The sequence below is a fragment of the Enterobacter sp. SA187 genome, from assembly GCF_001888805.2.
Taxonomy (GTDB): Bacteria; Pseudomonadota; Gammaproteobacteria; order Enterobacterales; family Enterobacteriaceae; genus Enterobacter_D.
On record NZ_CP019113.1, the window covers coordinates 2,640,567 to 2,666,315 of the forward strand.

22 protein-coding genes are annotated in these 25,749 nt (G+C 57.2%); 15 read left to right on the forward strand and 7 right to left on the reverse strand.

The genetic code is table 11. The features are described 5' to 3' along the window. Nucleotides 1-12 precede the first annotated feature (12 nt). From glnQ to rhtA, 5 genes are all read right to left on the reverse strand, one after another. A complete protein-coding gene (glnQ, locus tag BMF08_RS12635) occupies nt 13-735 on the reverse strand; it encodes a glutamine ABC transporter ATP-binding protein GlnQ (RefSeq protein WP_072567916.1) in 723 nt (240 codons plus the stop codon). Continuing rightward, a complete protein-coding gene (gene glnP / locus BMF08_RS12640; RefSeq protein ID WP_072567917.1) occupies nt 732-1,391 on the reverse strand; it encodes a glutamine ABC transporter permease GlnP in 660 nt (219 codons plus the stop codon). The genes glnQ and glnP overlap by 4 nt, the downstream gene beginning before the upstream one ends. Before the next feature lie 81 nt (nt 1,392-1,472). Continuing rightward, nucleotides 1,473-2,216, reverse strand: coding sequence for a glutamine ABC transporter substrate-binding protein GlnH (gene glnH / locus BMF08_RS12645; protein ID WP_072567918.1), 744 nt, complete (start codon nt 2,214-2,216; stop codon nt 1,473-1,475). Nucleotides 2,217-2,575: 359 nt separating this feature from the next. Next, nucleotides 2,576-3,079 (reverse strand): DNA starvation/stationary phase protection protein Dps, encoded by a 504-nt coding sequence (dps, locus tag BMF08_RS12655; RefSeq protein WP_072567919.1) that lies wholly within the window; start codon nt 3,077-3,079, stop codon nt 2,576-2,578. Between the two features lie 275 nt (nt 3,080-3,354). Next, on the reverse strand, nt 3,355-4,242 hold the full coding sequence (gene rhtA / locus BMF08_RS12660; RefSeq protein WP_072567920.1) for a threonine/homoserine exporter RhtA: 888 nt from the start codon (nt 4,240-4,242) through the stop codon (nt 3,355-3,357). A 353-nt stretch (nt 4,243-4,595) separates the two neighbouring features. Between rhtA and ompX the strand changes: the two genes are divergently transcribed. After that, nucleotides 4,596-5,102, forward strand: coding sequence for an outer membrane protein OmpX (gene ompX / locus BMF08_RS12665; RefSeq protein WP_072567921.1), 507 nt, complete (start codon nt 4,596-4,598; stop codon nt 5,100-5,102). An 81-nt stretch (nt 5,103-5,183) separates the two neighbouring features. Here the strand turns inward: ompX and BMF08_RS12670 are convergent, their stop codons facing one another. Both BMF08_RS12670 and mntS read right to left on the reverse strand, forming a co-directional pair. Beyond that, on the reverse strand, nt 5,184-6,767 hold the full coding sequence (locus BMF08_RS12670) for a phosphoethanolamine transferase (protein WP_072567922.1): 1,584 nt from the start codon (nt 6,765-6,767) through the stop codon (nt 5,184-5,186). 279 nt (nt 6,768-7,046) lie between these two features. Next, nucleotides 7,047-7,175 carry a manganase accumulation protein MntS gene (mntS, locus tag BMF08_RS12675; protein WP_072567923.1) on the reverse strand — a complete coding sequence of 43 codons (129 nt, stop codon included), beginning with the start codon at nt 7,173-7,175 and terminating at the stop codon, nt 7,047-7,049. 189 nt (nt 7,176-7,364) lie between these two features. On the opposite strand from mntS, the gene mntR reads away from it, so the two are divergent. From mntR to BMF08_RS12745, 14 genes are all read left to right on the forward strand, one after another. Then, a complete protein-coding gene (gene mntR / locus BMF08_RS12680; RefSeq protein ID WP_072567924.1) occupies nt 7,365-7,838 on the forward strand; it encodes a manganese-binding transcriptional regulator MntR in 474 nt (157 codons plus the stop codon). Beyond that, a complete protein-coding gene (locus BMF08_RS12685) occupies nt 7,835-8,944 on the forward strand; it encodes an SLC13 family permease (RefSeq protein ID WP_072567925.1) in 1,110 nt (369 codons plus the stop codon). Before mntR ends, BMF08_RS12685 begins: the two co-directional genes overlap by 4 nt. 101 nt (nt 8,945-9,045) lie before the next feature. Then, nucleotides 9,046-10,164 (forward strand): HlyD family secretion protein, encoded by a 1,119-nt coding sequence (locus BMF08_RS12690; protein WP_072567926.1) that lies wholly within the window; start codon nt 9,046-9,048, stop codon nt 10,162-10,164. After that, nucleotides 10,161-11,732, forward strand: a complete 1,572-nt coding sequence (locus BMF08_RS12695) for a DHA2 family efflux MFS transporter permease subunit (RefSeq protein ID WP_072567927.1) — start codon at nt 10,161-10,163, stop codon at nt 11,730-11,732. Before BMF08_RS12690 ends, BMF08_RS12695 begins: the two co-directional genes overlap by 4 nt. A gap of 1 nt (nt 11,733) precedes the next feature. Beyond that, nucleotides 11,734-13,260: an efflux transporter outer membrane subunit gene (locus tag BMF08_RS12700; RefSeq protein WP_072567928.1), complete on the forward strand. Its 1,527-nt coding sequence runs from the start codon at nt 11,734-11,736 to the stop codon at nt 13,258-13,260. Nucleotides 13,261-13,368: 108 nt separating this feature from the next. Next, entirely contained in the window at nt 13,369-14,409 is a 1,041-nt protein-coding gene (locus BMF08_RS12705; protein ID WP_072567929.1) for an aldo/keto reductase, read from the forward strand. 101 nt (nt 14,410-14,510) lie between these two features. Next, nucleotides 14,511-15,140 carry a response regulator transcription factor gene (locus BMF08_RS12710; RefSeq protein ID WP_072567930.1) on the forward strand — a complete coding sequence of 210 codons (630 nt, stop codon included), beginning with the start codon at nt 14,511-14,513 and terminating at the stop codon, nt 15,138-15,140. Further along, nucleotides 15,140-16,684 carry an MASE1 domain-containing sensor histidine kinase gene (locus BMF08_RS12715; protein WP_072567931.1) on the forward strand — a complete coding sequence of 515 codons (1,545 nt, stop codon included), beginning with the start codon at nt 15,140-15,142 and terminating at the stop codon, nt 16,682-16,684. The genes BMF08_RS12710 and BMF08_RS12715 overlap by 1 nt, the downstream gene beginning before the upstream one ends. 84 nt (nt 16,685-16,768) lie before the next feature. Further along, nucleotides 16,769-18,073, forward strand: coding sequence for an MFS transporter family glucose-6-phosphate receptor UhpC (uhpC, locus tag BMF08_RS12720; RefSeq protein WP_072567932.1), 1,305 nt, complete (start codon nt 16,769-16,771; stop codon nt 18,071-18,073). Continuing rightward, a complete protein-coding gene (locus BMF08_RS12725) occupies nt 18,070-19,101 on the forward strand; it encodes an ABC transporter substrate-binding protein (RefSeq protein ID WP_072567933.1) in 1,032 nt (343 codons plus the stop codon). The genes uhpC and BMF08_RS12725 overlap by 4 nt, the downstream gene beginning before the upstream one ends. Before the next feature lie 75 nt (nt 19,102-19,176). Further along, on the forward strand, nt 19,177-21,255 hold the full coding sequence (locus tag BMF08_RS12730) for an ABC transporter permease (RefSeq protein WP_072567934.1): 2,079 nt from the start codon (nt 19,177-19,179) through the stop codon (nt 21,253-21,255). Nucleotides 21,256-21,259: 4 nt separating this feature from the next. Beyond that, complete coding sequence (gene fbpC, locus BMF08_RS12735) at nt 21,260-22,306, forward strand: ferric ABC transporter ATP-binding protein (protein ID WP_072567935.1); 1,047 nt, start codon at nt 21,260-21,262, stop codon at nt 22,304-22,306. A 689-nt stretch (nt 22,307-22,995) separates the two neighbouring features. Further along, entirely contained in the window at nt 22,996-24,372 is a 1,377-nt protein-coding gene (locus BMF08_RS12740) for a glycoside hydrolase family 1 protein (RefSeq protein ID WP_072569423.1), read from the forward strand. A gap of 49 nt (nt 24,373-24,421) precedes the next feature. Next, nucleotides 24,422-25,744, forward strand: coding sequence for a PTS sugar transporter subunit IIC (locus tag BMF08_RS12745; RefSeq protein ID WP_072567936.1), 1,323 nt, complete (start codon nt 24,422-24,424; stop codon nt 25,742-25,744). Nucleotides 25,745-25,749: the final 5 nt, after the last annotated feature.

Genomic DNA, 25,749 nt, shown 5'->3' on the forward strand with positions numbered 1-25,749 from the left:
AGGGCCGGGCAGTTACGACACGTGCTGTAAGAATTCCTGCAGACGCGGGCTTGGCGGATTTTCAATCAGCGCCTGCGGATTGCCGTCTTCGGCAATGCGGCCTTTATCAATGAAGATCAGGCGTGAGGCCACTTTTTCAGCAAAGCCGATTTCATGGGTCACGATCACCATCGTCATGCCTTCTTCCGCCAGATCCTGCATCACCTTCAGCACTTCATGGCGCAGCTCCGGATCCAGCGCTGAGGTTGGCTCATCAAACAGCATCATTTTCGGCTTCACCGCCAGGGCGCGGGCGATAGCAACACGCTGCTGCTGCCCACCGGACAGCTCCGACGGGTAGTGATGCGCACGTTCAGCAAGGCCGACTTTCGCCAGCAGCGCTTTGGCCTGCACTTCGGCGTCTTTTTTGTTCGCGCCACGCACGCGCAGCGGGCCAAACATCACGTTTTCCAGCGCGGTCAGGTGCGGGAACAGATAAAACTGCTGGAACACCATACCGGCTTCCTGACGGATCAGCCGCTCATCCACCTTCGGATCGTTCACTTTCAGACCGTCAACAATCAGATCGCCGCTGGTGATCTCTTCCAGCTTGTTAATGCAGCGTAAGAGCGTCGATTTACCGGAGCCGGACGGCCCGATAATCACCACCACTTCACCCTGTTTGATGTTCAAATCGATATTGTGCAGCACCTGGGTCGGGCCAAAGTGCTTGGAAACATTTTTAAATTCAATCACAGGATTTTCATCCTTCTTTCAAGACGACGCAGAATAAAGCTCAGCACCAGGGTGATGATCAGATAGAAGACCGCAACGGCGCTCCAGATTTCCAGCGCGCGGAAGTTGCCGGCGATGATCTCCTGGCCCTGACGTGTCAGTTCGGCGACGCCGATAACAATAAACAGGGAGGTATCTTTAATGCTGATGATCCACTGGTTGCCCAGCGGCGGCAGCATACGGCGCAGCGCCAGCGGCAGGATCACGTGGCGAATGGTTTCGCGGCGCGACAGCCCCAGCGCCAGACCCGCTTCACGGAAGCCTTTATGGATAGACAGCACGGCGCCGCGGGTGATCTCGGCAATGTATGCGCCGGAGTTGATCATAATGGTCACGACGGCGGCGCTGAACGGATCGATACGCAGGTCGTTAAACGCCATGGGCAGCGCAAAATAGATGAACATCACCTGTACGACGATAGGCGTGCCGCGGATCACTTCGATAAAGACCAGCGCGATGTGGTTAGCCAGCCAGCCGCCGAAACTGCGGGCGAAACCGGCGGCAAGACCGATAAGCAGGCCGCCAGCGAGACCGAGGACCGAGATCCACAGCGTCATTTTGGCGCCTTCTAAGAGAAGCGGAATGGCAGGCCAGATGGCACTCCAGTCAAACTGCATGATGAATTCCTGTAAACCGTGGTTTAAAAACAGCAGGGGCGAATGGTCGCCCCTGAACTAACTTGTTAAAACTTATGATTATTATTTAGGCTCGGTGCCGAACCATTTTTTGTAGATTTCGTTGTAGGTGCCGTTCTCTTTCAGGGTTTTCAGCGCGCCGTTAACTTTGTTACGCAGATCGTCGCTGCCTTTCGGGAACGCGATACCGTACTGCTGCGCTTCCAGAGAATCGCCTACCGCTTTGAACTTACCGTTACCGGCGGTTTTGATGAAGTAGAGAATGTTCGGCGTGTCATGCAGCACCGCGTCGGCACGGTTGGTGCCCAGTTCCATATAGGCATTGTCGATGTTCGGGAACTGACGCAGATCTTTGGTTTTGATGTTCGCTTTTGCGTAGTCAACAGAGCCGGTACCGCCTTTCACGGCAACGACTTTACCGTCCAGATCTTTTACGCTCTTCACGTCGTTGTTGTCGGCTTTCACCATCACCAGCAGACCGCTCTTGTAGTAGCCATCAGAGAAGTCGATCGCTTTTTTACGTTCTTCAGTAATGGTGATACCCGCCAGCGCCACGTCGACGTTTTTGGTTTGCAGAGCCGGGATAATGCCGCTGAAATCCATAGGTTTCAGCTGGTAATCCAGCTTCAGCTCTTTCGCCACGGCAGCCCACAGATCCACATCGAAACCAACGTATTTATCGCCTTGTTTGAATTCGAACGGAACGAAAGCAGTATCTGTTGCCACAACCAGTTTATCGGCGGCGTGAGACGAAACCGCAAATGCCAGGGTCAGAGCAGCCAGGGAAACTTTTAATACAGACTTCATAGCATTTCCTTTTATATCCACGGGGCGATCCCCTGAGAGAACCTGTGCAGTATGAAAAAATCGTGCCAGGTTTACAACCTGTTGTTTTGTAAAGACGTGTCATCGCCAGGGTGCACTAAAAGCAGCGCAACGGCAACGGAATGCACCATGATGGGGCGCTATTTTAGTGCAGTTACGCCGGGCACCGGGAGACGTCTATTTTTAACGCAGGAAATGGGCAGGAAACAATCTTTTATTAACGATTGTGTGAAGTGATTATTACATCTTTTTCACGATTGACGGCAGGAGTGGAAGAAAGGATGCACCATAAATGTGCAAAACCCCCCGCCGGGGCGAGGGGTCATAGCAAATCACAATACTTATTCGATATTGGATTCAATGAACCACAGATACTGATCCAGGTCGCGTGATGCGGCGGTCAGAATGTCAGCGGTGTCTTCATCCTGCGCTTCGCTGATGGCTTTACGCACATCGTTTGCCACTACCGCGTAGCGGTCGGCCAGCTCTTTCAGGTGTTCCTGAACGGAATGAATGTCCAGCGGGTAGCTTTTCAGCGGGGTTTTGCTGTTGATAACCTGAGTGGTACCCAGCGCAACACCGCCCAGCTGTACAGCACGTTCTGCCATGGTATCCAGATGATCCACCAGGCCTGTACGGAAGCCATCCAGCATTTCGTGAACAGCGATAAAGTTTGCGCCGCGCATGTTCCAGTGCGCCTGCTTGGTGATCAGAGACAGGTCAATGAACTGGGCCACCTGACGATTCAGCAACTCGATAGTCGCTTTCTTATCGTTATCAGAGACATCATTGCGGGTATAAAGCAGATCGGAAGCTTTCGTTTTTACCAGTTTAGCGGTACTCATAATCTCATATCCTCTTGATGTTTATGTCCCGGGTAATTACTGGAACTAAGTATAGCAGCGGATCCTGGCTTTGCTTTTCGTCTCTGCCTATCGGTTTAATAGCGACAACGATAGGAAAAATTAAATCCTATTAAATTTCAGTGTTTTGATGGTTTTTTTAGGAATGATTCTTAATTCTGACCGGGACGGAAGAGTGTGAATAAATATTACTGAAAATAAAGCGAAACAGCGCAGGAATTATTCCGGGCGCTTCGCCTGGCGCCCGGAAATATAATTTAACTGATATCCACTTTCTCAATTTTCGCTTCACGGCGCAGCGTCAGGGTCGATCCCATGGACGCCGTAATGATAGCGAGCAGCGCCAGCCACTGGGTCAGCGTCAGGGTTTCCCCGAGGAAAACCATGCCCGACAGCGCCGCCAGTCCGGGTTCCATACTCATCAGCGTACCGAAGGTGCGGGTCGGCAGACGGGTTAGCGCCACCATCTCCAGCGAGTAGGGCAGCGCCGTGGAGAGGATCGCCACGCCCAGCCCCAGCGGTAAGACCGACCAGTGCCACAGAGCATCGCCCGCCTGCCAGACACCGACCGGCACAAACACCAGCGCGGCGATCAGCGAACCAATGGCCACCGTTGCCGGACCGTGTTCTTCCCCGGCACGCTGGCCGCTTAGTATATAGATAGCCCAGCAGGCTCCCGCGCCAAGGGCCAGCGCCGCACCGGTCAGATCAACATGTGAGACATCCTGGCCGAGGGGCAGCAGAAACCACAGTCCGAGCACCGCCAGCGCCACCCAGATAAAATCCACCGCGCGCCGGGACGCGAAGAGCGCCACCGCCAGCGGTCCGGTGAACTCCAGCGCCACCGCGATGCCCAGCGGCACCGTCTGGATAGATAAGTAAAAGAGATAGTTCATCGCCCCGAGGGATAATCCATAAAGCAGCAGCGGCTTGCGCTGCGCTTTAGTAAAACGTAAGCGCCACGGCTTGAAGATAACCACAAGGATCAGGGTGCCGAGGGCCAGACGCAGGGCGGTGACGCCGGGCGCGCCAATTAACGGAAAAAGCGATTTCGCCAGCGAAGCCCCGCTCTGTATAGAGAGCATGGCAATGAGGATCACCAGTACGGGCATCCATACCGGCGTTTTACGGGACAATCCAGGCATCCTTTCTCCTGTCAATTTATGTCAAACGAAGTAAAAGAAGGCAGTGTAATGGAAATACCTGCCCACGGTTGAACCTTCGTTGAAAAAAAGTCGCCGTAAATCCGTACAATAGGCCATAGTTGATGGATTAATCGCCGTTTGATTAGGATTAATCTGGATGAATATGTTGCGTTTCTCGCGTAAAAATAGCGTCCTGTGTGGGAAAACCGCTGCATTTTGAAAGAGATAGTCAGTGCTGGAAACGTTCTGTTACAGGAAAAGAGCCCTTAGACAACGTAAACCTCCAGGAGTTTCCTGACTATTTTTGATATATTTAAAACTTAGGATTTACTTGAAGCACATTTGAGGTGGTTATGAAAAAAATTGCATGTCTTTCAGCGCTGGCCGCGATTCTGGCCGTTACCGCAGGTTCCGCAGTAGCTGCATCCACCGTTTCTGGCGGTTACGCTCAGAGCGATGCGCAGGGCGTAGCGAACAAAACAAACGGTTTCAACCTGAAATACCGTTACGAAAATGATACTCCGCTGGGCTACATCGGTTCCTTCACTTACACCGAAAAAGATCGTACCGAAGACGGCGCTTATAACAAAGCACAGTACTACGGCGTGACCGGTGGTCCTGCTTTCCGTATCAACGACTGGGCCAGCATCTATGGCGTAGTGGGTGTTGGTTACGGTAAATTCCAGCAGCGCGAAGATGGCTTCAAAACCGCTGACACCAGCGATTATGGCTTCTCTTACGGTGCAGGTATGCAGTTCAACCCGATGGAAAACGTTGCTCTGGACGTGTCCTACGAGCAGAGCCGTATCCGTAGCGTTGACGTTGGCACCTGGATCGCAGGCGTTGGCTACCGCTTCTAATCACTTCTGTGATGATAAAAAATCCGCCCACGGGCGGATTTTTTTTTGCTCTATGGAAACGAATGGCTACGGTCACAGCGTTTACCGCGTTTTGGTCTCAAAAATATCCGTGCCCAGATGGGTGTAATCCACTTTCTGCAGTTTGAAATTCGTCACCCAGGTAGTGCCGCTTTTTTGCGAGGACATAAAACGGTATTTATTGGTGATCTCTTTTGCGCTGATGCCGGTCCACTGTGAGAAAAAGTTCAGGAAATCATTGGCCGAGCGACGGGCTTTGATCACGCGATGGGTCTTGTCATCGCTGGAAAGCACCATAAAGGGCACCTGGAAGTTCTGCTGGAAGGTGTCGCCATGGGCCAGATACTGCACATCTTTGCCGCGCTCTTTAATGGCAAGGCCATGATCCGAGAAATAGACCATCGAGAAACTGTCCCCCGCGCCCTGCAACTGCGCATAGAGTTTGCCGAGCAATTCATCGGTCTGGGTGATGGAATAGAGGTAGCAGGAGGTCTCTTTCGACTGCACAAACACCTTATATTTACCTTCGGTGCGATCGCAGGCCTGAGGGTGAGAACCCATCAGGTGCAGGACGATCAGCTGCGGCTGGCTGCGCGGCGTGGACAACACCTGGGCCGTCATTTTCAGCAGCGCCTCATCCTTGACGTTTTTATCCGCTTCGAAATCGCCGTTCTTCAGGAACTGCACTTCATCGGCGCGTTTCGCGATGCTGGCGATGGCGGTATCGTATTCGCCAATTTGTCCCTGATTGGAGAACCACCAGGTCTGGAATCCGGCGCGGTTCGCCAGGGTGACGAAGTTATCCTGGTATTGCGGTTTATCGTCCACCACGCGGTTCAGGGTCAGGCCGAGGGATTTTTGCGTCGAGCCGCTGGCGGCCACGTAGTCGGTAAAGAAGGTGCCGTTAACCTGGCTGGCGAAGGGCGTGTTATTCCAGTAGCCACCAAAGGCGCCCATCGCGTCGCGTCGCACGCTTTCGCCGATCACCACCACATAGGTATGATATTTCGGCTTCACGCCCAGCACTGTCCAGGTATCTTTCATGCCGGACAGCTCCGCCATGCGGGTCTGTTCTTCCCGCACTTCGCGGTTATTCACCACCACATCTTTCACGAAGCGCACTACCGGATAACCGGTGTCTTTCAGATGGAAGCCCCAGCCGTAGTAGAGGTTGCTTACCGGCTGCACGAACACTACCGCGAGACAGAAGGCGACCCCCAGATGATCCCATTTACCCCAGGCCGGACGTTCCGCCGCTTTGCGGCGCACGGCGATCACGCCAAGGCCAAAAATAAACAGGCCTATCACGTAGTTGTACCACGGGAAAATTGTCAGGATCTCCGTGGACTCTTCCATATTGGTGGAGTGCAGCGCCAGCAGGGTATTAAAGTTTGGCGCGCCATAAGCCTGGCCGAATGGATAGTAGGACGCCGCCACCAGGGTACAAAGGCCGATCAGCACTTTCTGTACCCGCGGGGCGTGACGCCATAGTAGCTGTAACACCAGTGCAAAGGCCACGGCATACAGCAGGCTGAAAGGATAGCCAAGGGCGTAGTTAATAAGTAAAGACTGCAAAAAATAAAAACCTGTCCACGGGCTGATGTTCAGCCCGCGCGCAGCGAGGGTTTCTTTTATGATTAAATTCATATGACACTATCGCGAAAACGCCATGTGCTCACCCTGGCGTCGAGGGTCAAAACCTGCGGGACAATGCGTGAAGAATGAGGAGGGGGCCGTCATCCGCAAGCCGCATTTGTGCAGGGCTGCGAGAAGATAGAGCGAGCCGCCATGAAGGTCAACAGGCGTCAGGGCTATGTTTTGCGATAATGGTTACAAAACCGACAAATAATAAGAAAATTCTATAGAAACGATCAGTATGACGGGGAGATGTGACAGAAAAATGAAGCGGCGTACCGCGACGCCGCGTTAGCGTGAAGGTTTATCGTCCGGCTGCGGTTTGCTGTGGAACATGTCACACAACAGATTAACCAGCAGTAAACGCACTTTAAAAGGGGAGTGACTGAACACGGCCATACATCTCCTGAATTCGTTCATTAGTTACCTCCTGTCCAGATAAAAACCATTCCGTCCGTGAAGGGTGACTGCATTACATACAGATATAGCATAGGCTATATTTTATAGCTATGGCTAATGCGTTAATTTTTTGTACTCCTCAGGCGATGGTTTACAATGGCCGCTCGCTTAGAGGATGCGGTATTCGCGTCACGTCAATGAGGAAGCACTATGAGTCGTCGCGCAGGTACGCCAACAATAAAAAAAGTGACGCAACTGGTTAATGTTGAAGAACATGTCGAAGGATTTCGCCAGGTTCGCGAGGCGCATCGCCGCGAGTTAATCGATGATTATGTTGAGTTGATTTCCGATCTGATCCGCGAAGTGGGCGAAGCGCGTCAGGTGGACATGGCGGCGCGGCTGGGCGTTTCGCAGCCGACGGTAGCCAAAATGTTAAAACGACTTGCCAGCGTAGGATTGATCGAACAGATCCCCTGGCGCGGCGTGTTCCTGACGCCGGAAGGGGAGACCCTGGCGCAGCAAAGCCGTGAGCGTCATCAGATTGTAGAAAGTTTCCTGCTGGTGCTCGGCGTCAGCCCGGATACCGCCCGCCGTGATGCGGAAGGGATGGAACATCACGTCAGTGAAGAAACTCTTGAGCGTTTCCGTCTGTTTACCCTGCAACAGGGGCAGAACGCAGAATGACGCTGCCTTTCGTGCGTGCGCTGGCCCGCGACCGATTCTTTCATCTGTTACTGCTGGTGGGCGTGCTCCTCAGCTTTTTCGTCCCCTTTGCCCCGGCGGGCTGGGGTAAAGCCATCGACTGGCACACCATTATTACCCTCAGCGGGCTGATGCTGCTGACCAAAGGCGTCGAGCTGTCGGGCTATTTCGATGTGGTGGGACGCCGCATGGTGCGCCGCTTCGCCACCGAACGCCGTCTGGCGATCTTTATGGTGCTGGCGGCGGCGCTGCTGTCGACCTTTCTGACCAACGATGTGGCGCTGTTCATTGTGGTGCCGCTGACCATCACGCTGAAAAAACTTTGTGAGATCCCGGTCAACCGGCTGATCATCTTCGAAGCGCTGGCGGTAAATGCCGGCTCGCTGCTTACGCCCATCGGCAACCCGCAAAATATCCTGCTATGGGGACGCTCCGGCCTGTCGTTTGCCGCCTTCTGCGCGCAGATGGCGCCGCTGGCGCTGGCGATGATGCTGACATTACTGGCGCTGTGCTGGTTTGCCTTCCCGAAAAAAGCCCTCAATTACCATAGCGGCAGCCAGAGCGCCGACTGGCAGCCGCGGCTGGTGTGGAGCTGTCTGGCGCTCTATATCGTGTTTCTTATTTCACTGGAGCTGAAACAGGAGCTGTGGGGGCTGGCGGCCATCGCTGTCGGTTTTCTGATCCTCGCACGCCGCGTGGTGCTGAGCGTCGACTGGACGCTGCTGCTGGTGTTTATGGCGATGTTTATCGACGTGCACCTGCTGATCCAGCTGCCGGTATTGCAGGGGGCGCTGAACGACGTCGGCAACTTATCCGCGCCCGGCCTGTGGCTCACCGCCATTGGCCTGTCGCAGTTTATCAGCAACGTTCCGGCCACCATTTTACTGCTTAACTATGTACCGCCGGATAAGCTGCTCGCCTGGGCGGTTAACGTCGGCGGTTTCGGGCTGCTGCCCGGCTCGCTGGCGAATCTCATCGCGCTGCGCATGGCGCAGGATCGCCGTATCTGGTGGCGTTTTCACCTCTGGTCGCTACCGCTGCTCGTCTGGGCGGCGCTGGTCGGCTACGGTCTTTTTATTCTCAGTTAGTGCTCAATTGTCAGTTTTTCCTGGCAAATGTATAGCAACCTCCTAACTTTAGTTAACGGCGCACCTGCCGCGCCGTTAACTGACAGGAACGTTGTAACGCTATGGCTGAGAACATGAACGCGTCTGACGAGACGCAAAAAGACGACAATAAAACCGACAATAATAACGAAAAAGCCGAACGCAAACGCCCCGGCAAAAAGCCGATTATTATTCTTGGCATCGTGGTGATCGTCATGGTGGTCGGCGCGCTGGTGTGGTGGCTGCTGACCCGCAATGAAGAAACCACCGACGACGCCTTCACCGATGGCGATGTGGTGACTATTGCGCCCAAGGTCGCGGGCTACGTGACCGAGCTGCGTGTGAAAGATAACCAGCGGGTGAAGAAGGGCGATCTGCTGGTGACCATCGATCCGCGCGATACCCGCGCCCAGCGCGATCAGGCGCAGGCCCAGCTGGGTCTGGCGACGGCGCAACTGCATCAGGCGCAGGCGCAGCTGGCGCTCTCGAAAGTGCAGTATCCCGCCCAGCGGGATGAAGCGCGCGCCCAGGTGCTGAAAGCGCAGGCAGATCTGGCCAATGCCGAGGCCGCGTACCGCCGTCAGCGCGGCGTCGATCCCCGCGCCACCACGCAACAAAATATTGATACCGCCAACGCGCAACTGCGCAGCGCGCAGGCCCAGCTGGCCAGCGCTAAGGCGCAGGCGGAAGTGGCCGAGCAGGTGCAGCTGCAAATTCGCCAGCAGGAAACTAACGTCGAAGCGCGCCAGCGTCAGGTCGATCAGGCGCGGGCGCAGCTGGAAAACGCCGAGCTGAATCTCTCCTATACCGAAGTGCGCGCGCCTTTCGACGGTTACGTCACCAAACGTAACGTGCAGACTGGCACCCTGGTGCAGGCGGGCAGCGCGTTGTTCTCGCTGGTGTCGCCGGACATCTGGGTGGTCGCTAACTTTAAAGAGTCGCAGCTGGAGCGTATGCGCCCCGGCAATAAAGTCACCATCAGCATCGACGCCTGGCCGGATATGGAGCTGGAAGGGCATATCGACAGTATTCAGCAGGGCAGCGGATCGCGTTTCTCCGCGTTCCCGGCAGAAAACGCCACCGGTAACTTTGTGAAGATCGTCCAGCGCGTGCCGGTGAAAATCGTCATCGACAAAGGGCTGGATCCCAACAAGCCGATGCCGCTGGGTCTGTCCGTTGAGCCGAAGGTTACGCTGGAATGACCGATCACAACCATGAAAGCTGGAAACCCGCCAGCAATCCGTGGGCGGTGGCGATTGTCGTCACCCTGGCGGTTTTTATGGAGATCCTCGACACCACTATCGTTAACGTGGCGCTGCCGCACGTCGCCGGATCGCTCTCCTCCAGCTACAGCGAATCGACCTGGGTGCTGACCAGTTATCTGGTGGCGAACGGTATTGTGCTGCCCATCTCAGCGTTTTTAAGCCGGGTTTTTGGCCGTAAACGCTTCTTCCTGATCTGCATCGTGATGTTTACCGTCTGCTCGTTTTTGTGCGGTATCGCCACTGAACTGTGGGAAATCATCCTGTTCCGTATCTTGCAGGGCTTCTTTGGCGGCGGTTTGCAGCCGACGCAGCAGTCGGTGCTGCTGGATTACTTTAAGCCGGAAGATCGCGGCAAGGCGTTCGGCCTGTCATCCATCGCCATTATCGTCGCGCCTGTGCTTGGCCCGACGCTCGGCGGCTGGATCACCGACAACTACTCCTGGCGCTGGGTATTCTTTATCAATATCCCGGTGGGCATCATCACGGTGCTGGCGATCTATCAGCTGCTGGAAGATCCGCCGTGGGAGCGTAAATCGGAAGAAAAACTCTCCATCGACTGGACGGGCATTGGCCTGATCGCGCTGGGTCTGGGCTGTTTACAGGTGATGCTGGATCGCGGCGAAGATGACGACTGGTTTGCTTCCGGCTTTATCCGCACCTTTGCGGTGCTGACGCTGGTGGGCATTATCGGCGCTATCTACTGGCTGATTTATGCCAAAAAACCGGTGGTCAACCTGCAGTGTATGAAGGATAAAAACTTTGCGGTGTCGAGCCTGCTGATGGCGGGTATGGCGATGATCCTCTACGGCAGCTCGGTGGTGATCCCGCAGCTGGCGCAGCAGGATCTGGGCTATACCGCCACATGGTCCGGGCTGGTGCTGTCGCCGGGGGCGATACTGATCGTGCTGACCATTCCGCTGGTGCTGAAGCTGATGCCGGTGGTGCAGACGCGCTGGATCATCGCCTTTGGCTTTGCCTGCCTCGCGCTGTCGTTTTTCTGGTCGCGCACCCTGACGCCGGACATCGATTTTGAAACCCTGGTGCTGTTCCGCAGCGCCCAGTCGATTGGTCTTGGCTTCCTGTTTGTGCCGCTGACCACCATCGCCTTTATCACCATACCCCGGCAGCTGAACGCCGACGCCGCGGCGCTGTTCACCATGTTCCGTAACGTCGCGGGGTCGATGGGCATTTCGCTCTCCACCGCCGCCATTACCGAACGATCCCAGGTGCACAGCGCCTATCTCAGCGAACATGCCTCGCCTTTTGACGAGCAGTTCCAGCAGGCGATCCGCAGCTCAGCAGAGGCGATACGCAATTTCACCTCGCAGGTGGGCGATCCCACCGCCATTGCCAGCGGGCAGATGTACCAGACCTTAATCGAGCAGTCGCGCTTTCTCGCCTACGTGGATGTCTTCACATTGCTCAGTCTGGTGGCCGTTCTGTTGATCCCATTTTGTTTACTGCTTTCGCCGGTGAAAAGCGAAGGCAGCGCAGGAGCACATTAAGATGCACAGGAAAACTCATCCCACTTTCACCCTGCTGGCGCTGTTGCTGGCAGGCTGCGCCGTCGGGCCGGATTATCAGCAGCCCGCCGCCCCGGCGGTCAGCCACTGGAACGATCAGGGCGACCGCAACGTGAAGTCGCAGACGGCGTCCCAGGCGGTCAATCCCCGCTGGTGGACGACCTTCAACTCCCCGCAGCTCAACAGCCTGATCGAGCGGGCGATCGCCGATAACCTGTCGTTGCAGCAGACCGTGCTGCGTATCGCCGGGGCGCGGGAGCAGATCAACCAGGCGGGCGGGGCATTGCTGCCCGCGGTAAACGGCAGTCTGAAGGCCACCCGTCAGCAGCTCGGGCTGGAAGGGGAGCTGAAATCCCATGACGTTTATGGCCAGCTGAATGACGTCGATCCCGAATTGCAGGGGGCGCTTGGCACCCTGACGCAGCCGGTGAACCTCTATCAGGGCAGCTTTGATGCCCAGTGGGAGATCGATCTGTGGGGCAAAGTGCGCCGCCAGGTGGAAGCGGCGCAGGCGCAGCAGCAGGCGGCCATTGAACAGCGCAACGACGCGCTGGTGTCGCTGGAAGCGGAAGTCGCCCGCGCCTGGCTGCAACTGCGCGGCGCGCAGAGCATTATCGCCACCATGAACACGCAGATCGCCACCGCCCAGGAAACCTTCACGCTGACGGAAAACCGTCAGCGCGGGGGCCTCTCGCCGCAGCTGGATGTGGAAAACGCCCGCGCCCAGCTTGGCAACCTTGAAGCGCAACTGCCGCAATATCAGGCGCAGGAGCGGCAGGCGATGAACGCGCTGGCGATCCTGCTCGGCAAGCCGCCGGGCGCGCTGGACGCGGAACTGCGCAACCCACAGCCGCTGCCGAAACTGCCGGATCTGGTGGCGACCGGCATTCCGTCCACCCTGGCGCGGCGTCGTCCGGACGTGCGCGAAGCGGAAGCGAATTTACATGCCGCCACCGCGCAGATCGGCGTGTCGGTGGCGCAGCTGTTCCCCAGCCTGTCGCTGACCGGCCAGTTTGGCCTGCGCAACAGCGAAACCAACTGGCTCACCGACTGGAGCAGCCATTTCTACAGCTTTGGCCCGCAGGTTTCGATCCCGATTTTCCAGGGCGGACGGCTGGTTTCCAGCGTCAAACTGGCGCGGGCGCAGCAAGGGGCGGCGGTGCTCAACTATCGCCAGACGGTGCTGAGCGCGCTCGGGGATGTGGAGAACGCGCTGGTCAGTTACCGCACCGATCAGCAGCGTGAAGCCGGTCTGAGCAAAACTATCACCGCGCTGCAAAACGCCTTCGATCTGGCGAGCGACAGCTACCGGCAGGGGATCGCCACCTTTATCGATGTGCTGGATGCCCAGCGCCAGTTAGCCCAGGCGGAACAGCAGCGGGCGCAGGCGCGGGTGCAGACCAGCCTCGATCTGGTGGCGCTCTATAAAGCCCTCGGCGGCGGCTGGGAGCCATACCAGAACGTGCAGATGCCTGACTACGCCGTGTTTGGCGACGCGCCGCGCGGATAACTTTCAGAGGATTGGGCAAGAAACGCGCAGGATCGCCACATTCGCATAACCGGCAGGGCGGGTATAACTACAGAACATTCACGGCAGCATCTTTATGAGGAAGGTTCTATGCGATACCAGAAACTTGGCAATACCGGTCTGTTTGTGTCGGAACTGTGCCTTGGCACCATGACCTTTGGCGGCGAAGACGACATGTGGGGCAAAATCGGCAAGCTCAGTCAGAGCGACGCGGATCGCCTGGTCGGTAGCGCGCTGGATGCGGGGATCAATTTCATTGATACCGCCGATGTGTACTCCGGGGGCCGCTCGGAAATCATCACCGGGCAGGCGCTGAAAAACCTGAAGGTGCCGCGCGAGAACGTCATTGTCGCCACCAAAGTGTTCGGTGAAACCGGCACGGCAGGAGTGAACTCGCGTGGCAGTTCCCGTCACCACATTATCACAGGCGTGAAGCAGAGCTTACAGCGCCTGCAACTGGATCATATCGATCTCTATCAGCTGCACGGCTTTGATCCGGCGACGCCCATCGAAGAGACGCTGTACGCGCTGGATAATCTGGTGCAGCACGGCCATGTGCGTTATATCGGCGTCTCCAACTGGGCAGCCTGGCAGATCGCCAAAGCGCTGGGCATTTCCGAACGTTTAGGTCTTACGCGCTTTGCCTCGCTGCAGGCCTATTACACCCTCGCCGGACGGGAACTGGAGCGCGAGCTGGTGCCGATGATGCAGAGTGAAGGCGTCGGCCTGATGGTCTGGAGCCCGCTGGCAGGCGGCCTGTTAAGCGGAAAATACAGCCGCGACGGGCAGGCGGAAGCGGGCAGCCGTCGCCAGGAATTCGACTTCCCGCCGGTGAATAAAGATCGCGCGTTTGACTGTGTGGACGTGATGCGCACCATTGCCGACGCGAAGGGCGCGAGCGTGGCGCAGATCGCCCTGGCCTGGCTGCTGCATCAGCCGGTGGTCAGCAGCGTGATCATCGGCGCGAAGCGCGAAGAACAGTTGCTGGATAATATCGCCGCCACCGGCATTCGCCTGAGCGACGACGAGCTGCAACAGCTGGATGCGGTCAGCGCGCTGCCGCGGGAATATCCGGGCTGGATGCTGGAACGTCAGGGCGAATACCGCCGCAAGCAGCTGGCTGCGCAGTAATTTATTGCAATTTTGTTACATCCATAACATATCATCCATAAGAGCATTGCCAGCGCCGTCTGACCCGGCATCATGTCGCGAAAGAGAGGGGAGTGATGCTAATGGTCCGTGTCGTGCTGGTGGATGATCATGTTGTGGTACGGTCGGGGTTTGCCCAGCTCCTTGGCCTGGAAGAGGACGTGTGCGTGACCGGGCAGTTCAGCACGGCTGCTGAGGCCTGGCCCGCACTGCTTCAGAATGATGTTGACGTGGCGGTGCTCGATGTCGCCATGCCCGATGAAAACGGCCTCAGCCTGCTAAAACGCCTGCGGCAACAGCGGCCTGGCTTTCGCGCCATTATTCTCAGCATTTATGATACCCCGGCCTTTGTGCAGAGCGCGCTCGACGCCGGAGCCAGCGGCTATCTCACCAAGCGCTGCGGCCCGGAAGAGCTGGTGCAGGCGGTGCGATCCGTCGGCATGGGCGGCCACTATCTGTGCGCCGATGCCCTGCGCGCCCTGCGCGGCGGCGAACCCTCCGGTAAAGTGCTGAATATTCTCACCCCCCGCGAGCGGGAAGTATTCGATCTGCTGGTCAAGGGCGACAGCGTGAAAGAGATCGCCTTTAAGCTCGAACTGAGCCACAAAACCGTGCATGTTCACCGCGCCAATGTGCTGGGCAAATTACAGTGCAGCAGCACCATTGAACTGGTGCATTTTGCCCTCGACCACCAGTTGCTGACGGGGCACTGATGTCGTCAGCGTCCCGGCGTTTTATGGTGCTGTCGCTGTTTATCGTCCTGGCCTGGGGACCGGGCTGGCTGATGCTGTGGACGCTGAGTTTTTACCTCACCCATAACGGCCAGCAGGCGGTGCTGTTTCTGCCGCAGGGCGTGTTTCTGGCGCTGCTGATTTTGCTGTCGCGCCGCTTCTGGCCGGCGCTGTTACTGCCGTTGCTGGCGATGATTTTCTGGCTGCACAGCGAACAGTTGCTCACTGGTTACACCATGCTGGCCGCCCCCTTAATCGCGCTACCGGTGGCGCGTGTGGCGCACTATTACTGGCACCGTTTTCCCCTCTACTGGCATCGCCTGACGCTGCTGCTGACGGCGGTCACCGCCTGCGCCCTGCTGCAAACCCTGCTGCTGGCCCCCTTTCTGGAAAGTAAGGCGACGCTAATCGGTCTTGCCAGCTTCACCGGCGGCGTGCTGCTGACGCCGTTCGTCTACCTGATTTTTGAATTTCTGCGCCAGCAGCATCGCTATCATTTGCTTGGGCTGGACACCAGTAATCCGCCGCTGCGCACCTCGCTGATTATCTGGTGCAGCCTGTTTTTTATTATCGGTATTGGCACGCAGATGGTGCTGTCGCCGGAAATCGAACGGCTGCTGCTGATCGTGGTGTTTCTGCCTAACGTCATCATGGCGTGGAAATTCGGCTGGCAGGGCGGGGTGCTGGCGGGGCTGCTTGGCAGCATGATGATCACCATCGCCCGTCAGGTGGGTATCGGTTTTGGCGATCTGCTGGAGCTGGAGATTTTCCTCGCCACCCAGGCGCTGCTCGGCATCGGGCTTGGGATCGCCATCAGCCGCCAGCAACATCTGGCGCAAAACCTTGATCGCTATCGCCAGCGGCTGGAGGTGGAGTTACAGGCGCGCCGCGCGCTGGCGGAGAAGCTGATCCACAGCGAAGAGGACACCCGTAAAAGCCTTGCCAGGGAGCTGCACGATGAGATCGGCCAGAACATTACCGCCATTCAGATCCAGTCGCAGCTGGTAAAACGCAGCGCGGGCAGCAGCCAGGCGCTGGACGCCGCCAGCCAGATTAACGATCTGGCCCGGCGTATTCACACCTCCACCCGCCAGCTGTTGCGCCAGCTGCGTCCGCCGGTGCTGGATGAACTCTCCTTTCGCGAGGCGCTGCACCATCTGGTGAATGAGTTCGCCTTTGCCGAGCGCGGCATCATCTGCCGCTTTGATTACCGGCTCAGCGCGCCGCCGGAAAACGAAACCCTGATTTTTACCCTTTACCGCCTGTTGCAGGAGCTGCTGAACAACGTCTGCAAGCATGCGCAGGCCAGCCGGGTGAGCATTGTCCTTGAGCCGCGCGACGGGCAGATCTGGCTGACGGTCGCGGATAACGGTATCGGCCTACCGGCCGGGCAGTCCCCTGGCTTCGGCATTCAGGGGATGCGCGAGCGGGTGCATGCGCTGGGGGGCGATCTGGTGCTGGAGTCCGCTCAGGGAACACGCGTAACTGTTAACCTGCCCACACTTTTGCCACAAACCCCCCGCTAACCAGGAAAAAGTCTTAGTCAGTGCGGACTTTCTCTCATCCCCTTTTTCGTTCGCTTTCATATAGTCAGTGCCACCGGAGGCCTTATGCAGGAACTGTCAGCCACTGCCATTAGCCAGCGCTACCGCCGTCTACGCCCGCGTTTATTGCTGTCGATGGTGGTGGGTTACGCGGCCTTTTACCTGACGCGCAAAAGCGTCAATTACGTGCTGCCCGCGCTGCAACTGGATCTCAGCTTAAGCAAGAGTGATATCGGCCTGCTGGGTTCGCTGTTTTATCTCAGCTACGGCCTGTCGAAGTTTGCCGCCGGCCTCTGGCACGACAGCCACGGCAGCCGGGTATTTATGGGCATCGGGCTGTTTGCCACCGGGCTGTTAAACGTGCTCTTTGCGTTTGGCGATTCGCTGCCGACGCTGCTGTTCATCTGGACGCTGAACGGCTTTTTCCAGGGCTGGGGCTGGCCGCCATGCGCGCGCCTGCTGACCCACTGGTATTCGCGCAACGAGCGCGGCTTCTGGTGGGGCTGCTGGAACACCTCCATCAATATTGGCGGGGCGATTATCCCGCTGATTTGCGCCTTTGCCGCCCACTGGTGGGGCTGGCAGGCCGCGATGCTGACACCGGGGATCATCAGCATGGCGCTCGGCGTGTGGTTAACCATGCAACTGCGGGGCACACCGCAGGAAGAGGGGTTACCTTCCGTCGGGGAGTGGCGGCAGGATCCGCTGGAATTACGTCAGGAGCAGCAAAGCCCGCCGATGGGGCTGTGGCAGATGTTACGCACCACCATGCTGCAAAACCCGATGATCTGGTTGCTGGGCGTCTCTTATGTGCTGGTGTACCTCATCCGCATCGCGCTCAACGACTGGGGGAATATCTGGCTGGCGGAGAATCACGGCGTCAATCTGCTCAGCGCCAATGCCACTGTGATGCTGTTTGAAGTGGGCGGGCTGCTGGGGGCGCTGTTTGCCGGATGGGGATCGGATGTGATGTTCAGCGGGCAGCGCGCGCCGATGATTTTGCTGTTCACGCTCGGCCTGATGGTCTCCGTCGCCGCGCTGTGGCTGGCGCCGGTGCACCATTACGCGCTGCTGGCGATGTGCTTTTTTACCGTGGGCTTTTTTGTTTTCGGCCCGCAGATGTTGATTGGTCTGGCGGCGGTGGAGTGCGGTCACAAAGGGGCGGCGGGTTCCATTACCGGTTTTCTCGGGCTGTTCGCCTATCTGGGAGCGGCGCTGGCGGGCTGGCCGCTGTCACAGGTGATCGAACGCTACGGCTGGTCGGGGATGTTCACCCTGCTGTCCGTCGCGGCGGTGCTGATGGGTTTATTGCTGATGCCGCTATTAATGGCGGGCATTACGGCTTCTAACACGCAAAGGATAAAAACATGAAAGTTACCCTGCTCTCTACACTGGTTGCCACCGGTATCGCGCTTGCCACGTTAAGCGGCGGCGCACAGGCGAAAGGCCGTCTGGTAGTCTATTGCAGCGCCACCAATGAAATGTGTGAAACCGAAACCAAAGCCTTCGGCGACAAGTATGATGTGAAAACCTCGTTTATCCGCAACGGCTCCGGCAGTACGCTGGCGAAAGTTGATGCCGAGAAGAAAAACCCGCAGGCGGACGTCTGGTACGGCGGCACCTTAGATCCGCAGTCGCAGGCCGGTGAAATGGGGCTGTTGCAGCCGTATAAATCGCCAAACCTTGAGCAGATCATGACGCAGTTCCGCGATCCCGCCAAAGTGAAAGGCAACCTGTCGTCGGCGGTGTATGTCGGCATTCTTGGCTTCGGGGTTAATACCGAGAAGCTGAAAGAGAAAAACCTGCCGATCCCGAAATGCTGGAAAGATCTGACCAAACCGGAATACAAAGGCGAGATCCAGATTGCCGATCCGCAAAGTTCCGGCACCGCCTACACCGCGCTCGCCACCTTCGTACAACTGTGGGGCGAAGATCAGGCGTTCGATTACCTGAAGCAGCTTAATACCAATATCTCTCAGTACACCAAATCCGGGATCGCCCCGGCGCGTAACGCCGCCCGTGGCGAAACGGCTATCGGCATCGGCTTCCTGCATGACTATTCGCTGGAAAAGGAGCAGGGCGCGCCGCTGGAGCTGATCTCGCCGTGCGAAGGCACCGGCTATGAAATCGGCGGCGTCAGTATTCTGAAAGGCGCGCGCAATGCCGACAACGCGAAGCTGTTCGTTGACTGGGTGCTGTCGAAAGAGGCGCAGGAGCTGGCGTGGAAGAAGGGCAAGTCCTATCAGATCCTGACCAACACCACGGCGGAAACTTCGCCGAACTCGCTCAAGCTCGACGATCTGAAGCTTATCAGCTACGACATGGACAAATACGGCTCAACGGATGTGCGTAAGGCGCTGATCAATAAATGGGTCAGCGATGTGAAGATGGGGAAATAACCCCACGACGGTCACTGCCGGGTGGCAGCGTTAACGCCTTACCCGGCCTACAACTTTCCCAACACCGGAACACTTATGTCACACACTCTTGCACTCCATCCCGCGAAAAAGCGGGATGCGGTCTTCCTTTGGCTGTTTTTAGGCTGGCTGGCGTTCGCGCTGCTGCCGAGCTGGAGCCTGGATTATGGCCTGTTTGAATCCACGGCGGACGAAATTCTTGATGCGTACGCCTGGTCGCATCTTAACGTCAGCCTGCTGTGGTACCTGTTCCCCAGCCTGTTGCTGCTGCGCCCGTTCAGCGCGGCCAGCCGCGATCAACGCCGTCGCCACTGGTTTGACGCCGGCTGGGCGCTGGCCTGTATGGCGTTTATCGTTATCAGCGCGACGCTCGCCGGGCGTGGGCTGGGCTATGCCACCATCGTGCTGTTCATCTCCCTTGGCGCGATCATGACGCTGGCGTTGACCCGCCTTGAATGGCTGAGCGGCGACCGCTTTGTGATTGGCTCGCTGATCGCCATTATCGCGCTGATCGGCATCTTTATCGTCTGGCCGAGTATCGCCATCTTTATTCCGATGTTCACCACCGACAGCGGGGAATTCGCGCCGCTGGCCTTTATGACGGTGCTGTCGCAGGCGCATATCGTGCAGGTGATCGTCAACTCGATCCTGCTGTCGATGGCGGTGGGCGTGGGCTGTACCTTCTTCGGGCTGGTGCTGGCGATCTACACCACGCGCATCGCCCGGCGCAGCGCCATTATTGGCCGTATTTTCTCTATTCTGCCGATCGTTACGCCGCCCTTTGTGGTCGGGCTGGGGGTGACGCTGATGATGGGCCGCTCCGGTTATGTCACCGAGCTGATGGTCGACTGGTTCGGCCTGACCAACACTAACTGGCTGTACGGTTTTACCGGTATCTGGATCGCGCAGGTGCTGGCCTTTACGCCGATGGCCTTTATGATCCTCGATGGCGCCATCAAAACCATTCATCCGTCGCTGGAAGAAGCCTCTTATACCCTGCGCGCCAGCCGCTGGCAGACCTTTAACGGCGTCTTTGTGCCGCTCTTGAAACCGGCGCTGGCGAACGCCTTTTTAGTTGTCATCGTGCAGTCGCTGGCAGACTTCAGTAACCCGCTGGTGCTGGGCGGCAACTTCGACGTGCTGGCGACGCAGATCTATTTCTATATCACCGGCTCGCAGCTGGATTATCAGGCCGCCAGTACGCTGGGCGCGTTCCTGCTGCTGTTCTCGCTGCTGGTGTTCTGCATCCAGTATATGTGGATCGGTAAACGCTCCTACGTCACCGTCTCCGGGAAATCCTACCGGGGCGACGTGCAGCCGCTGCCGGTGACGCTGGTGTGGGGCGTGATGGCGCTGCTGGCGGTGTGGGTGGCGTTCAATGCGCTGCTGTACGGCAGCATTTTCTACGGCAGCTTTACCGTCAACTGGGGCGTGGATTACACCCTGACGCTGGATAACTTTATCAAGCTGTTCGGTCAGGGGATGAGCGATGGCGCATGGCCGTCACTGCTCGATACGCTGCTGTACGCCGGTATTGCCGCACCTATTACCGCTATTTTTGGCCTGCTGATCGCCTGGGTGGTGGTGCGCCAGCAGTTCCGCGGCAAAAAGACTATCGAGTTCACCACCATGCTGTGCTTTGCCGTACCGGGCACCGTGGCGGGCGTTTCTTATATTCTCGCCTTTAACAGCGCACCGGTTTACCTGACCGGCACCGCGGCCATTGTCATTATCTCGATGGTGATGCGCAACGTGCCGGTGGGTATTCGCGCCGGGATCGCGGGGCTGGGGCAGATCGACAAATCGCTGGATGAAGCTTCCCTCAGCCTGCGCGCCGGATCACTACGTACCATTACGCACATTCTGCTGCCACTGCTGCGCCCGGCGATCCTCTCGGCGCTGATCTACAGCTTTGTGCGCGCCATTACCACGGTGAGCGCCATTGTGTTCCTCGTCACCCCGGACACCCGTGTGGCTACGGCCTACATCTTAAACCGTGTTGAGGACGGCGAGTACGGCGTGGCCATTGCCTACGGCTCGATCCTGATTGTGGTGATGCTGGCGATCATCTTCCTCTTTGACTGGCTGATCGGTGAGGCGCGTATCTCCCGTTCAAAAGCTAAAAACCAGGCGTAAATTTATGACTCAGAAACATTTTGTTGAGCTGCGCAACGTTGGTAAAACCTTTGGCAGCAATGTGGTGATTGAAAATATCAATCTGGCGATCCCGCAGGGGGAGATGGTGACGCTGCTCGGCCCGTCCGGCTGCGGTAAAACCACGGTGCTGCGGCTGGTGGCGGGGCTGGAAAAGCCGACTTCCGGGCAGATTTTTATCGACGGTGAAGACGTGACCGACAGTTCGATCCAGCAGCGTGATATTTGTATGGTGTTCCAGTCCTACGCGCTGTTCCCGCACATGTCGCTGGGCGAGAACGTCGGCTATGGCCTGAAGATGCTCGGCGTGTCGCGCGCGGAGATCAAAACCCGCGTCAAAGAGGCGCTGGCGATGGTGGATCTGGACGGGTTTGAAGATCGCTATGTGGATCAGATTTCCGGCGGTCAGCAGCAGCGTGTGGCGCTGGCGCGCGCGCTGATTTTAAAGCCCAAAGTGCTGCTGTTTGATGAGCCGCTCAGTAACCTCGACGCCAACCTGCGGCGCAGTATGCGCGATAAAATTCGCGAGCTGCAAAAGCAGTTTAATATCACGTCGCTCTATGTCACCCACGATCAGAGCGAAGCCTTTGCGGTATCCGATACCGTGCTGGTGATGAACAAAGGCCACATCATGCAGATGGGCTCGCCACAGGATCTCTATCGTCAGCCTGCCTCGCGCTTTATGGCCAGCTTTATGGGCGATGCCAACCTGTTCCCGGCAGCATTCTCCGCAGATCATGTTGATATTTACGGTTACCGGCTACCGCGCCCGGCGCAGTTCGCCACCGTGGGAAGCGGGCAGGTGGGCGTGCGTCCGGAGGCGATCACCCTCGGGCAGCACGGCAGCGAAAGCCAGCGCTGTGTGATCCGTCATGTGGCCTATATGGGACCGCAGTATGAGGTGATTGTTGCGTGGCATGGGCAGGAGATTTTGTTGCAGGTGAATGCGACGCGATTGCAGCCGGACGTGGGGGAGAATTATTTCCTGGAGATCCATCCGTATGGGATGTTTGAGATGCGGGAGGCGGGTTAATAAGGGTGGCTTTTAGTGGAATGTTCCGTTCAATGGAATGTTCGGTTTAGTGGAATGTTCCGTTCACTTTGCGTTCCGTGTCAGGCGTAACACCGCTGACGGTGAACGTGCTAAGGGGGCCACCGCGGCCCCCTTAGCAATCCCCGCGGCCCCGCAAAGAAACCGGTGCTGCGCACTGCGCTCACCTCCCGACCGTCTGCCCGCGGTCGGCTCTATTCGGCCTCCTGCCTCATTTCGCCTCTGGCCGCCATCCATGGCGTCCAGCCCTTGTCATCCGGCCTCCGGCTCGCCGGTTTCAGCGGGGACTCAACCCCTCGCGTTAATATCTCTGTTTTTTATAAAGCGACTGAGTGGCTTTGTGTTTGTCTGAACTTACAGGAACTGCTGAGTTAATTTATTTAGAAATCATGAAGTGTGGGGGGAGCCCGGGGGTGCAGGGGGCGGCGGCGACTGGCCGCCCCTTGCGCGCTCTCGCCATCCGGTGTTCCGTTGTTCCGCAATATTAATAAGAGCGCAACCTACCATCATCAATAAAAGCGCAACCTGCCGCATGCAAGAGATCATTACGCGATCTTTACGGCGCTGGTCACAAAACCAGCACCCTCTCTTTGCCTGCCTTATCCGCATCCGCTATATGACTAGTCATATAAATTAAATGACTTTACATAATCACCAGCGGAGATCAGATGATGACTAAATCCTTACCGGCGGGTTTTTTGTGGGGTAACTCGGTATCCAGTATGCAGACGGAGGGGGCGTGGAACGAAGGAGGAAAAGGGCCGTCGGTTTACGATATTCGCGAAGCCAGCGAATTTGCCTCCGACTGGAAAGTGGCAACCGACTCCTACCATCGTTATGCCGAAGATTTCGACCTGATGCAGGATCTCGGCATGAACTGCTACCGCTTCCAGATCGCCTGGAGCCGCGTCTGCCCGCAGGGCGACGGAGAGTTCAACGACGAGGGCATCGCCTTTTACGATCGTTTTATCAACGACCTGCTGGCGCGCGGCATCGAGCCGATGATCTGCCTGTATCACTTCGATATGCCGCTGGCGCTGGCGCAGACGTACAATGGTTTTACCGATCGCCACGTCATGGAGGCGTTCGTTCGCTACGGCAAAAAGATGATCGACTGCTTTGGCGACCGCGTGAAGTACTGGCTGACCTTCAACGAGCAGAATATCTACCATATGCCGGAGGCCTTTAAGGTTGGCGGTTATCTCGAAGGCGAAAAAACGCTGCGCGAGCTGTACCAGATTTCGCATCACGTGATGATGGCCCACGTCCGCCTCACACACTATCTGCATGACACCAAACCGGGGCAGCTGATGGGCGGCATGCTGGCGCATCAGCTGATCTATCCCGCCACCTGTAAGCCGCAGGATATTTTCTGCGCCCAGCAGTATGACGAATTCCTCAACCAGAACCTGCTGCGCGTCTTTGCCGGTCAGGGCTACAGCCCGGCGGTGATGGCGGTGGTGGAGCGCGAAGGCTTCGGGGATATTTTCCTCGACGAGGATCTGGAAGAGATCGCCCGGGTGAAAAACGACTATATGGCGTTCAGCTACTACGCCAGTAAAACGCTGGACAGCGATGCCATCCCTGACGGGACGCCGGTGAACTATTACCTGTTGCACGGCGATAAAAATAACCCGTTCCTGAAGGCCACCGAATGGAACTGGCAGATCGATCCGCTCGGCTTTCGCACCATTATCACCCGTTATTATAACGACTGGCGGCTGCCGGTATTCCCCATTGAAAACGGCATCGGCGTGATCGAATCCTGGGACGGCGTAAACCCCATCGACGACCAGTACCGCATCGACTATCACCGTGAGCATTTGCAGGCGATGAAAGACGCCATTTTTGAGGACGGCGCGCAGGTGATTGGCTATCTCGGCTGGGGGCTGATTGACATTCTCAGTTCGCAGGGGGACATGCGTAAGCGCTACGGCGTGGTGTATGTGAACCGGGAAAACCACGATCTGAAAGATCTGAAACGGGTACCGAAAAAGAGCTACGCCTGGCTAAAACGTGTGATCCACAGTAACGGCGACGAGATGTGATCCCGCCTGCCGGACCGTTTTGTGACTGATTGAAGGGAAGGTATCTGCGATGTCTGATGCAAACATGAAACCGAATATGCAGTCGTTTGTTGATCGATTTGTTGAGTTCTCCGCCCGTATCGCCAACCAGGTGCATCTGCGCTCGCTGCGCGATGCCTTTGCGGCGGTGATGCCCATTTTCATTCTTGCCGGGCTGGCGGTACTGGTGAATAACGTGGTGTTTCCCTGGGTGATGGACGGGGAGCTGCTCACGCGCTTTAAAGTGTGGGGCGATGTCATTATCAACGGCACGCTGAACATTGCGGCGCTGTTGATCGCGCCGATGATCGCCTGGTCGCTGGCGCGCAACAAAAATTTCGACAACCCGGTCTCGGCAGTGGTGATCGCCTTATCCAGCTTTATCATTATGATGCCGATCCAGCTCGACGTGGTGCCGGTGGGCGGCAAGACGACGGTAACCGTCGGCCAGATGCTGTCGTTCGCCAACATTGGCACCACCGGGATTTTCGCCGGGGTGATCATCGGCCTGCTGTCCACCGAGCTGTTTATCCGCATTGCCGGGATCAAAAAGCTCGATATTTCCCTGGGCGAAAACGTGCCGCCGGCGGTGAGTAAATCCTTTTCCGCGCTGCTGCCGACCATTTTTACGCTCTCCACTTTCGCCATCATCGCCGCGCTGCTGGCGAACGTGCTGCATACCGATCTGATCCATCTGATCACCACGCTCATCCAGCAGCCGCTGCGTCTGATCAACACCAGTCTGCCGGGCACGCTTTTTATCTACAGCTTCGGCAACTTTCTCTTTACGCTGGGGATCCATCAGTCGGTGGTTAACGCCGTGGTGCTGGAGCCGTTCCTGCTGATCAATACCAACGAAAATATGATCGCCTTTGCCAACGGGCAGCCGATCCCGCATATCATCAACAATATTTTTGTGCCGACGTTCGGCATGATTGGCGGCACCGGCAGCACGTTGTCGCTGCTTATCGCCATCTTTCTGTTCTCGCGCCAGAAGGCGGCGAAACAGGTGGCGCGTCTGTCCATTTCGCCGGGACTGTTTAACATCAACGAGCCGGTGATTTTCGGTCTGCCGATTGTGTTTAACATTCCGCTGATGATCCCCTTTGTGCTCTTGCCTGCTATCGGGATTTTCTTTGCCTGGATCTGCACCACCCTCGGGTTGATGTCGCGCTGCGTGGTGATGATCCCCTGGACCACGCCGCCGGTTTTAAGCGCCTGGCTGGCGACGGCGGGGGACTGGCGGGCGGTGGTCGTTCAGTTGATAATCATCGTCTTTGGTGTATTCTTCTACCTGCCTTTCCTCAAGATAGCCGAGCGAGTGGCCTTAAAAAACAGTGGGATAGTCGAATAATAAAA

Bases quoted from the DNA above. Each gene is read 5' to 3' on its own strand.
- glnP (WP_072567917.1), bottom strand. From the start codon at position 1,391: ATGCAGTTTGACTGGAGTGCCATCTGGCCTGCCATTCCGCTTCTCTTA.
- glnH (WP_072567918.1), bottom strand. From the start codon at position 2,216: ATGAAGTCTGTATTAAAAGTTTCCCTGGCTGCTCTGACCCTGGCATTT.
- dps (WP_072567919.1), bottom strand. From the start codon at position 3,079: ATGAGTACCGCTAAACTGGTAAAAACGAAAGCTTCCGATCTGCTTTAT.
- rhtA (WP_072567920.1), bottom strand. From the start codon at position 4,242: ATGCCTGGATTGTCCCGTAAAACGCCGGTATGGATGCCCGTACTGGTG.
- ompX (WP_072567921.1), top strand. From the start codon at position 4,596: ATGAAAAAAATTGCATGTCTTTCAGCGCTGGCCGCGATTCTGGCCGTT.
- BMF08_RS12670 (WP_072567922.1), bottom strand. From the start codon at position 6,767: ATGAATTTAATCATAAAAGAAACCCTCGCTGCGCGCGGGCTGAACATC.
- mntS (WP_072567923.1), bottom strand. From the start codon at position 7,175: ATGAACGAATTCAGGAGATGTATGGCCGTGTTCAGTCACTCCCCTTTT.
- mntR (WP_072567924.1), top strand. From the start codon at position 7,365: ATGAGTCGTCGCGCAGGTACGCCAACAATAAAAAAAGTGACGCAACTG.
- BMF08_RS12685 (WP_072567925.1), top strand. From the start codon at position 7,835: ATGACGCTGCCTTTCGTGCGTGCGCTGGCCCGCGACCGATTCTTTCAT.
- BMF08_RS12690 (WP_072567926.1), top strand. From the start codon at position 9,046: ATGGCTGAGAACATGAACGCGTCTGACGAGACGCAAAAAGACGACAAT.
- BMF08_RS12695 (WP_072567927.1), top strand. From the start codon at position 10,161: ATGACCGATCACAACCATGAAAGCTGGAAACCCGCCAGCAATCCGTGG.
- BMF08_RS12700 (WP_072567928.1), top strand. From the start codon at position 11,734: ATGCACAGGAAAACTCATCCCACTTTCACCCTGCTGGCGCTGTTGCTG.
- BMF08_RS12705 (WP_072567929.1), top strand. From the start codon at position 13,369: ATGCGATACCAGAAACTTGGCAATACCGGTCTGTTTGTGTCGGAACTG.
- BMF08_RS12710 (WP_072567930.1), top strand. From the start codon at position 14,511: ATGGTCCGTGTCGTGCTGGTGGATGATCATGTTGTGGTACGGTCGGGG.
- BMF08_RS12715 (WP_072567931.1), top strand. From the start codon at position 15,140: ATGTCGTCAGCGTCCCGGCGTTTTATGGTGCTGTCGCTGTTTATCGTC.
- uhpC (WP_072567932.1), top strand. From the start codon at position 16,769: ATGCAGGAACTGTCAGCCACTGCCATTAGCCAGCGCTACCGCCGTCTA.
- BMF08_RS12725 (WP_072567933.1), top strand. From the start codon at position 18,070: ATGAAAGTTACCCTGCTCTCTACACTGGTTGCCACCGGTATCGCGCTT.
- BMF08_RS12730 (WP_072567934.1), top strand. From the start codon at position 19,177: ATGTCACACACTCTTGCACTCCATCCCGCGAAAAAGCGGGATGCGGTC.
- fbpC (WP_072567935.1), top strand. From the start codon at position 21,260: ATGACTCAGAAACATTTTGTTGAGCTGCGCAACGTTGGTAAAACCTTT.
- BMF08_RS12740 (WP_072569423.1), top strand. From the start codon at position 22,996: ATGACTAAATCCTTACCGGCGGGTTTTTTGTGGGGTAACTCGGTATCC.
- BMF08_RS12745 (WP_072567936.1), top strand. From the start codon at position 24,422: ATGTCTGATGCAAACATGAAACCGAATATGCAGTCGTTTGTTGATCGA.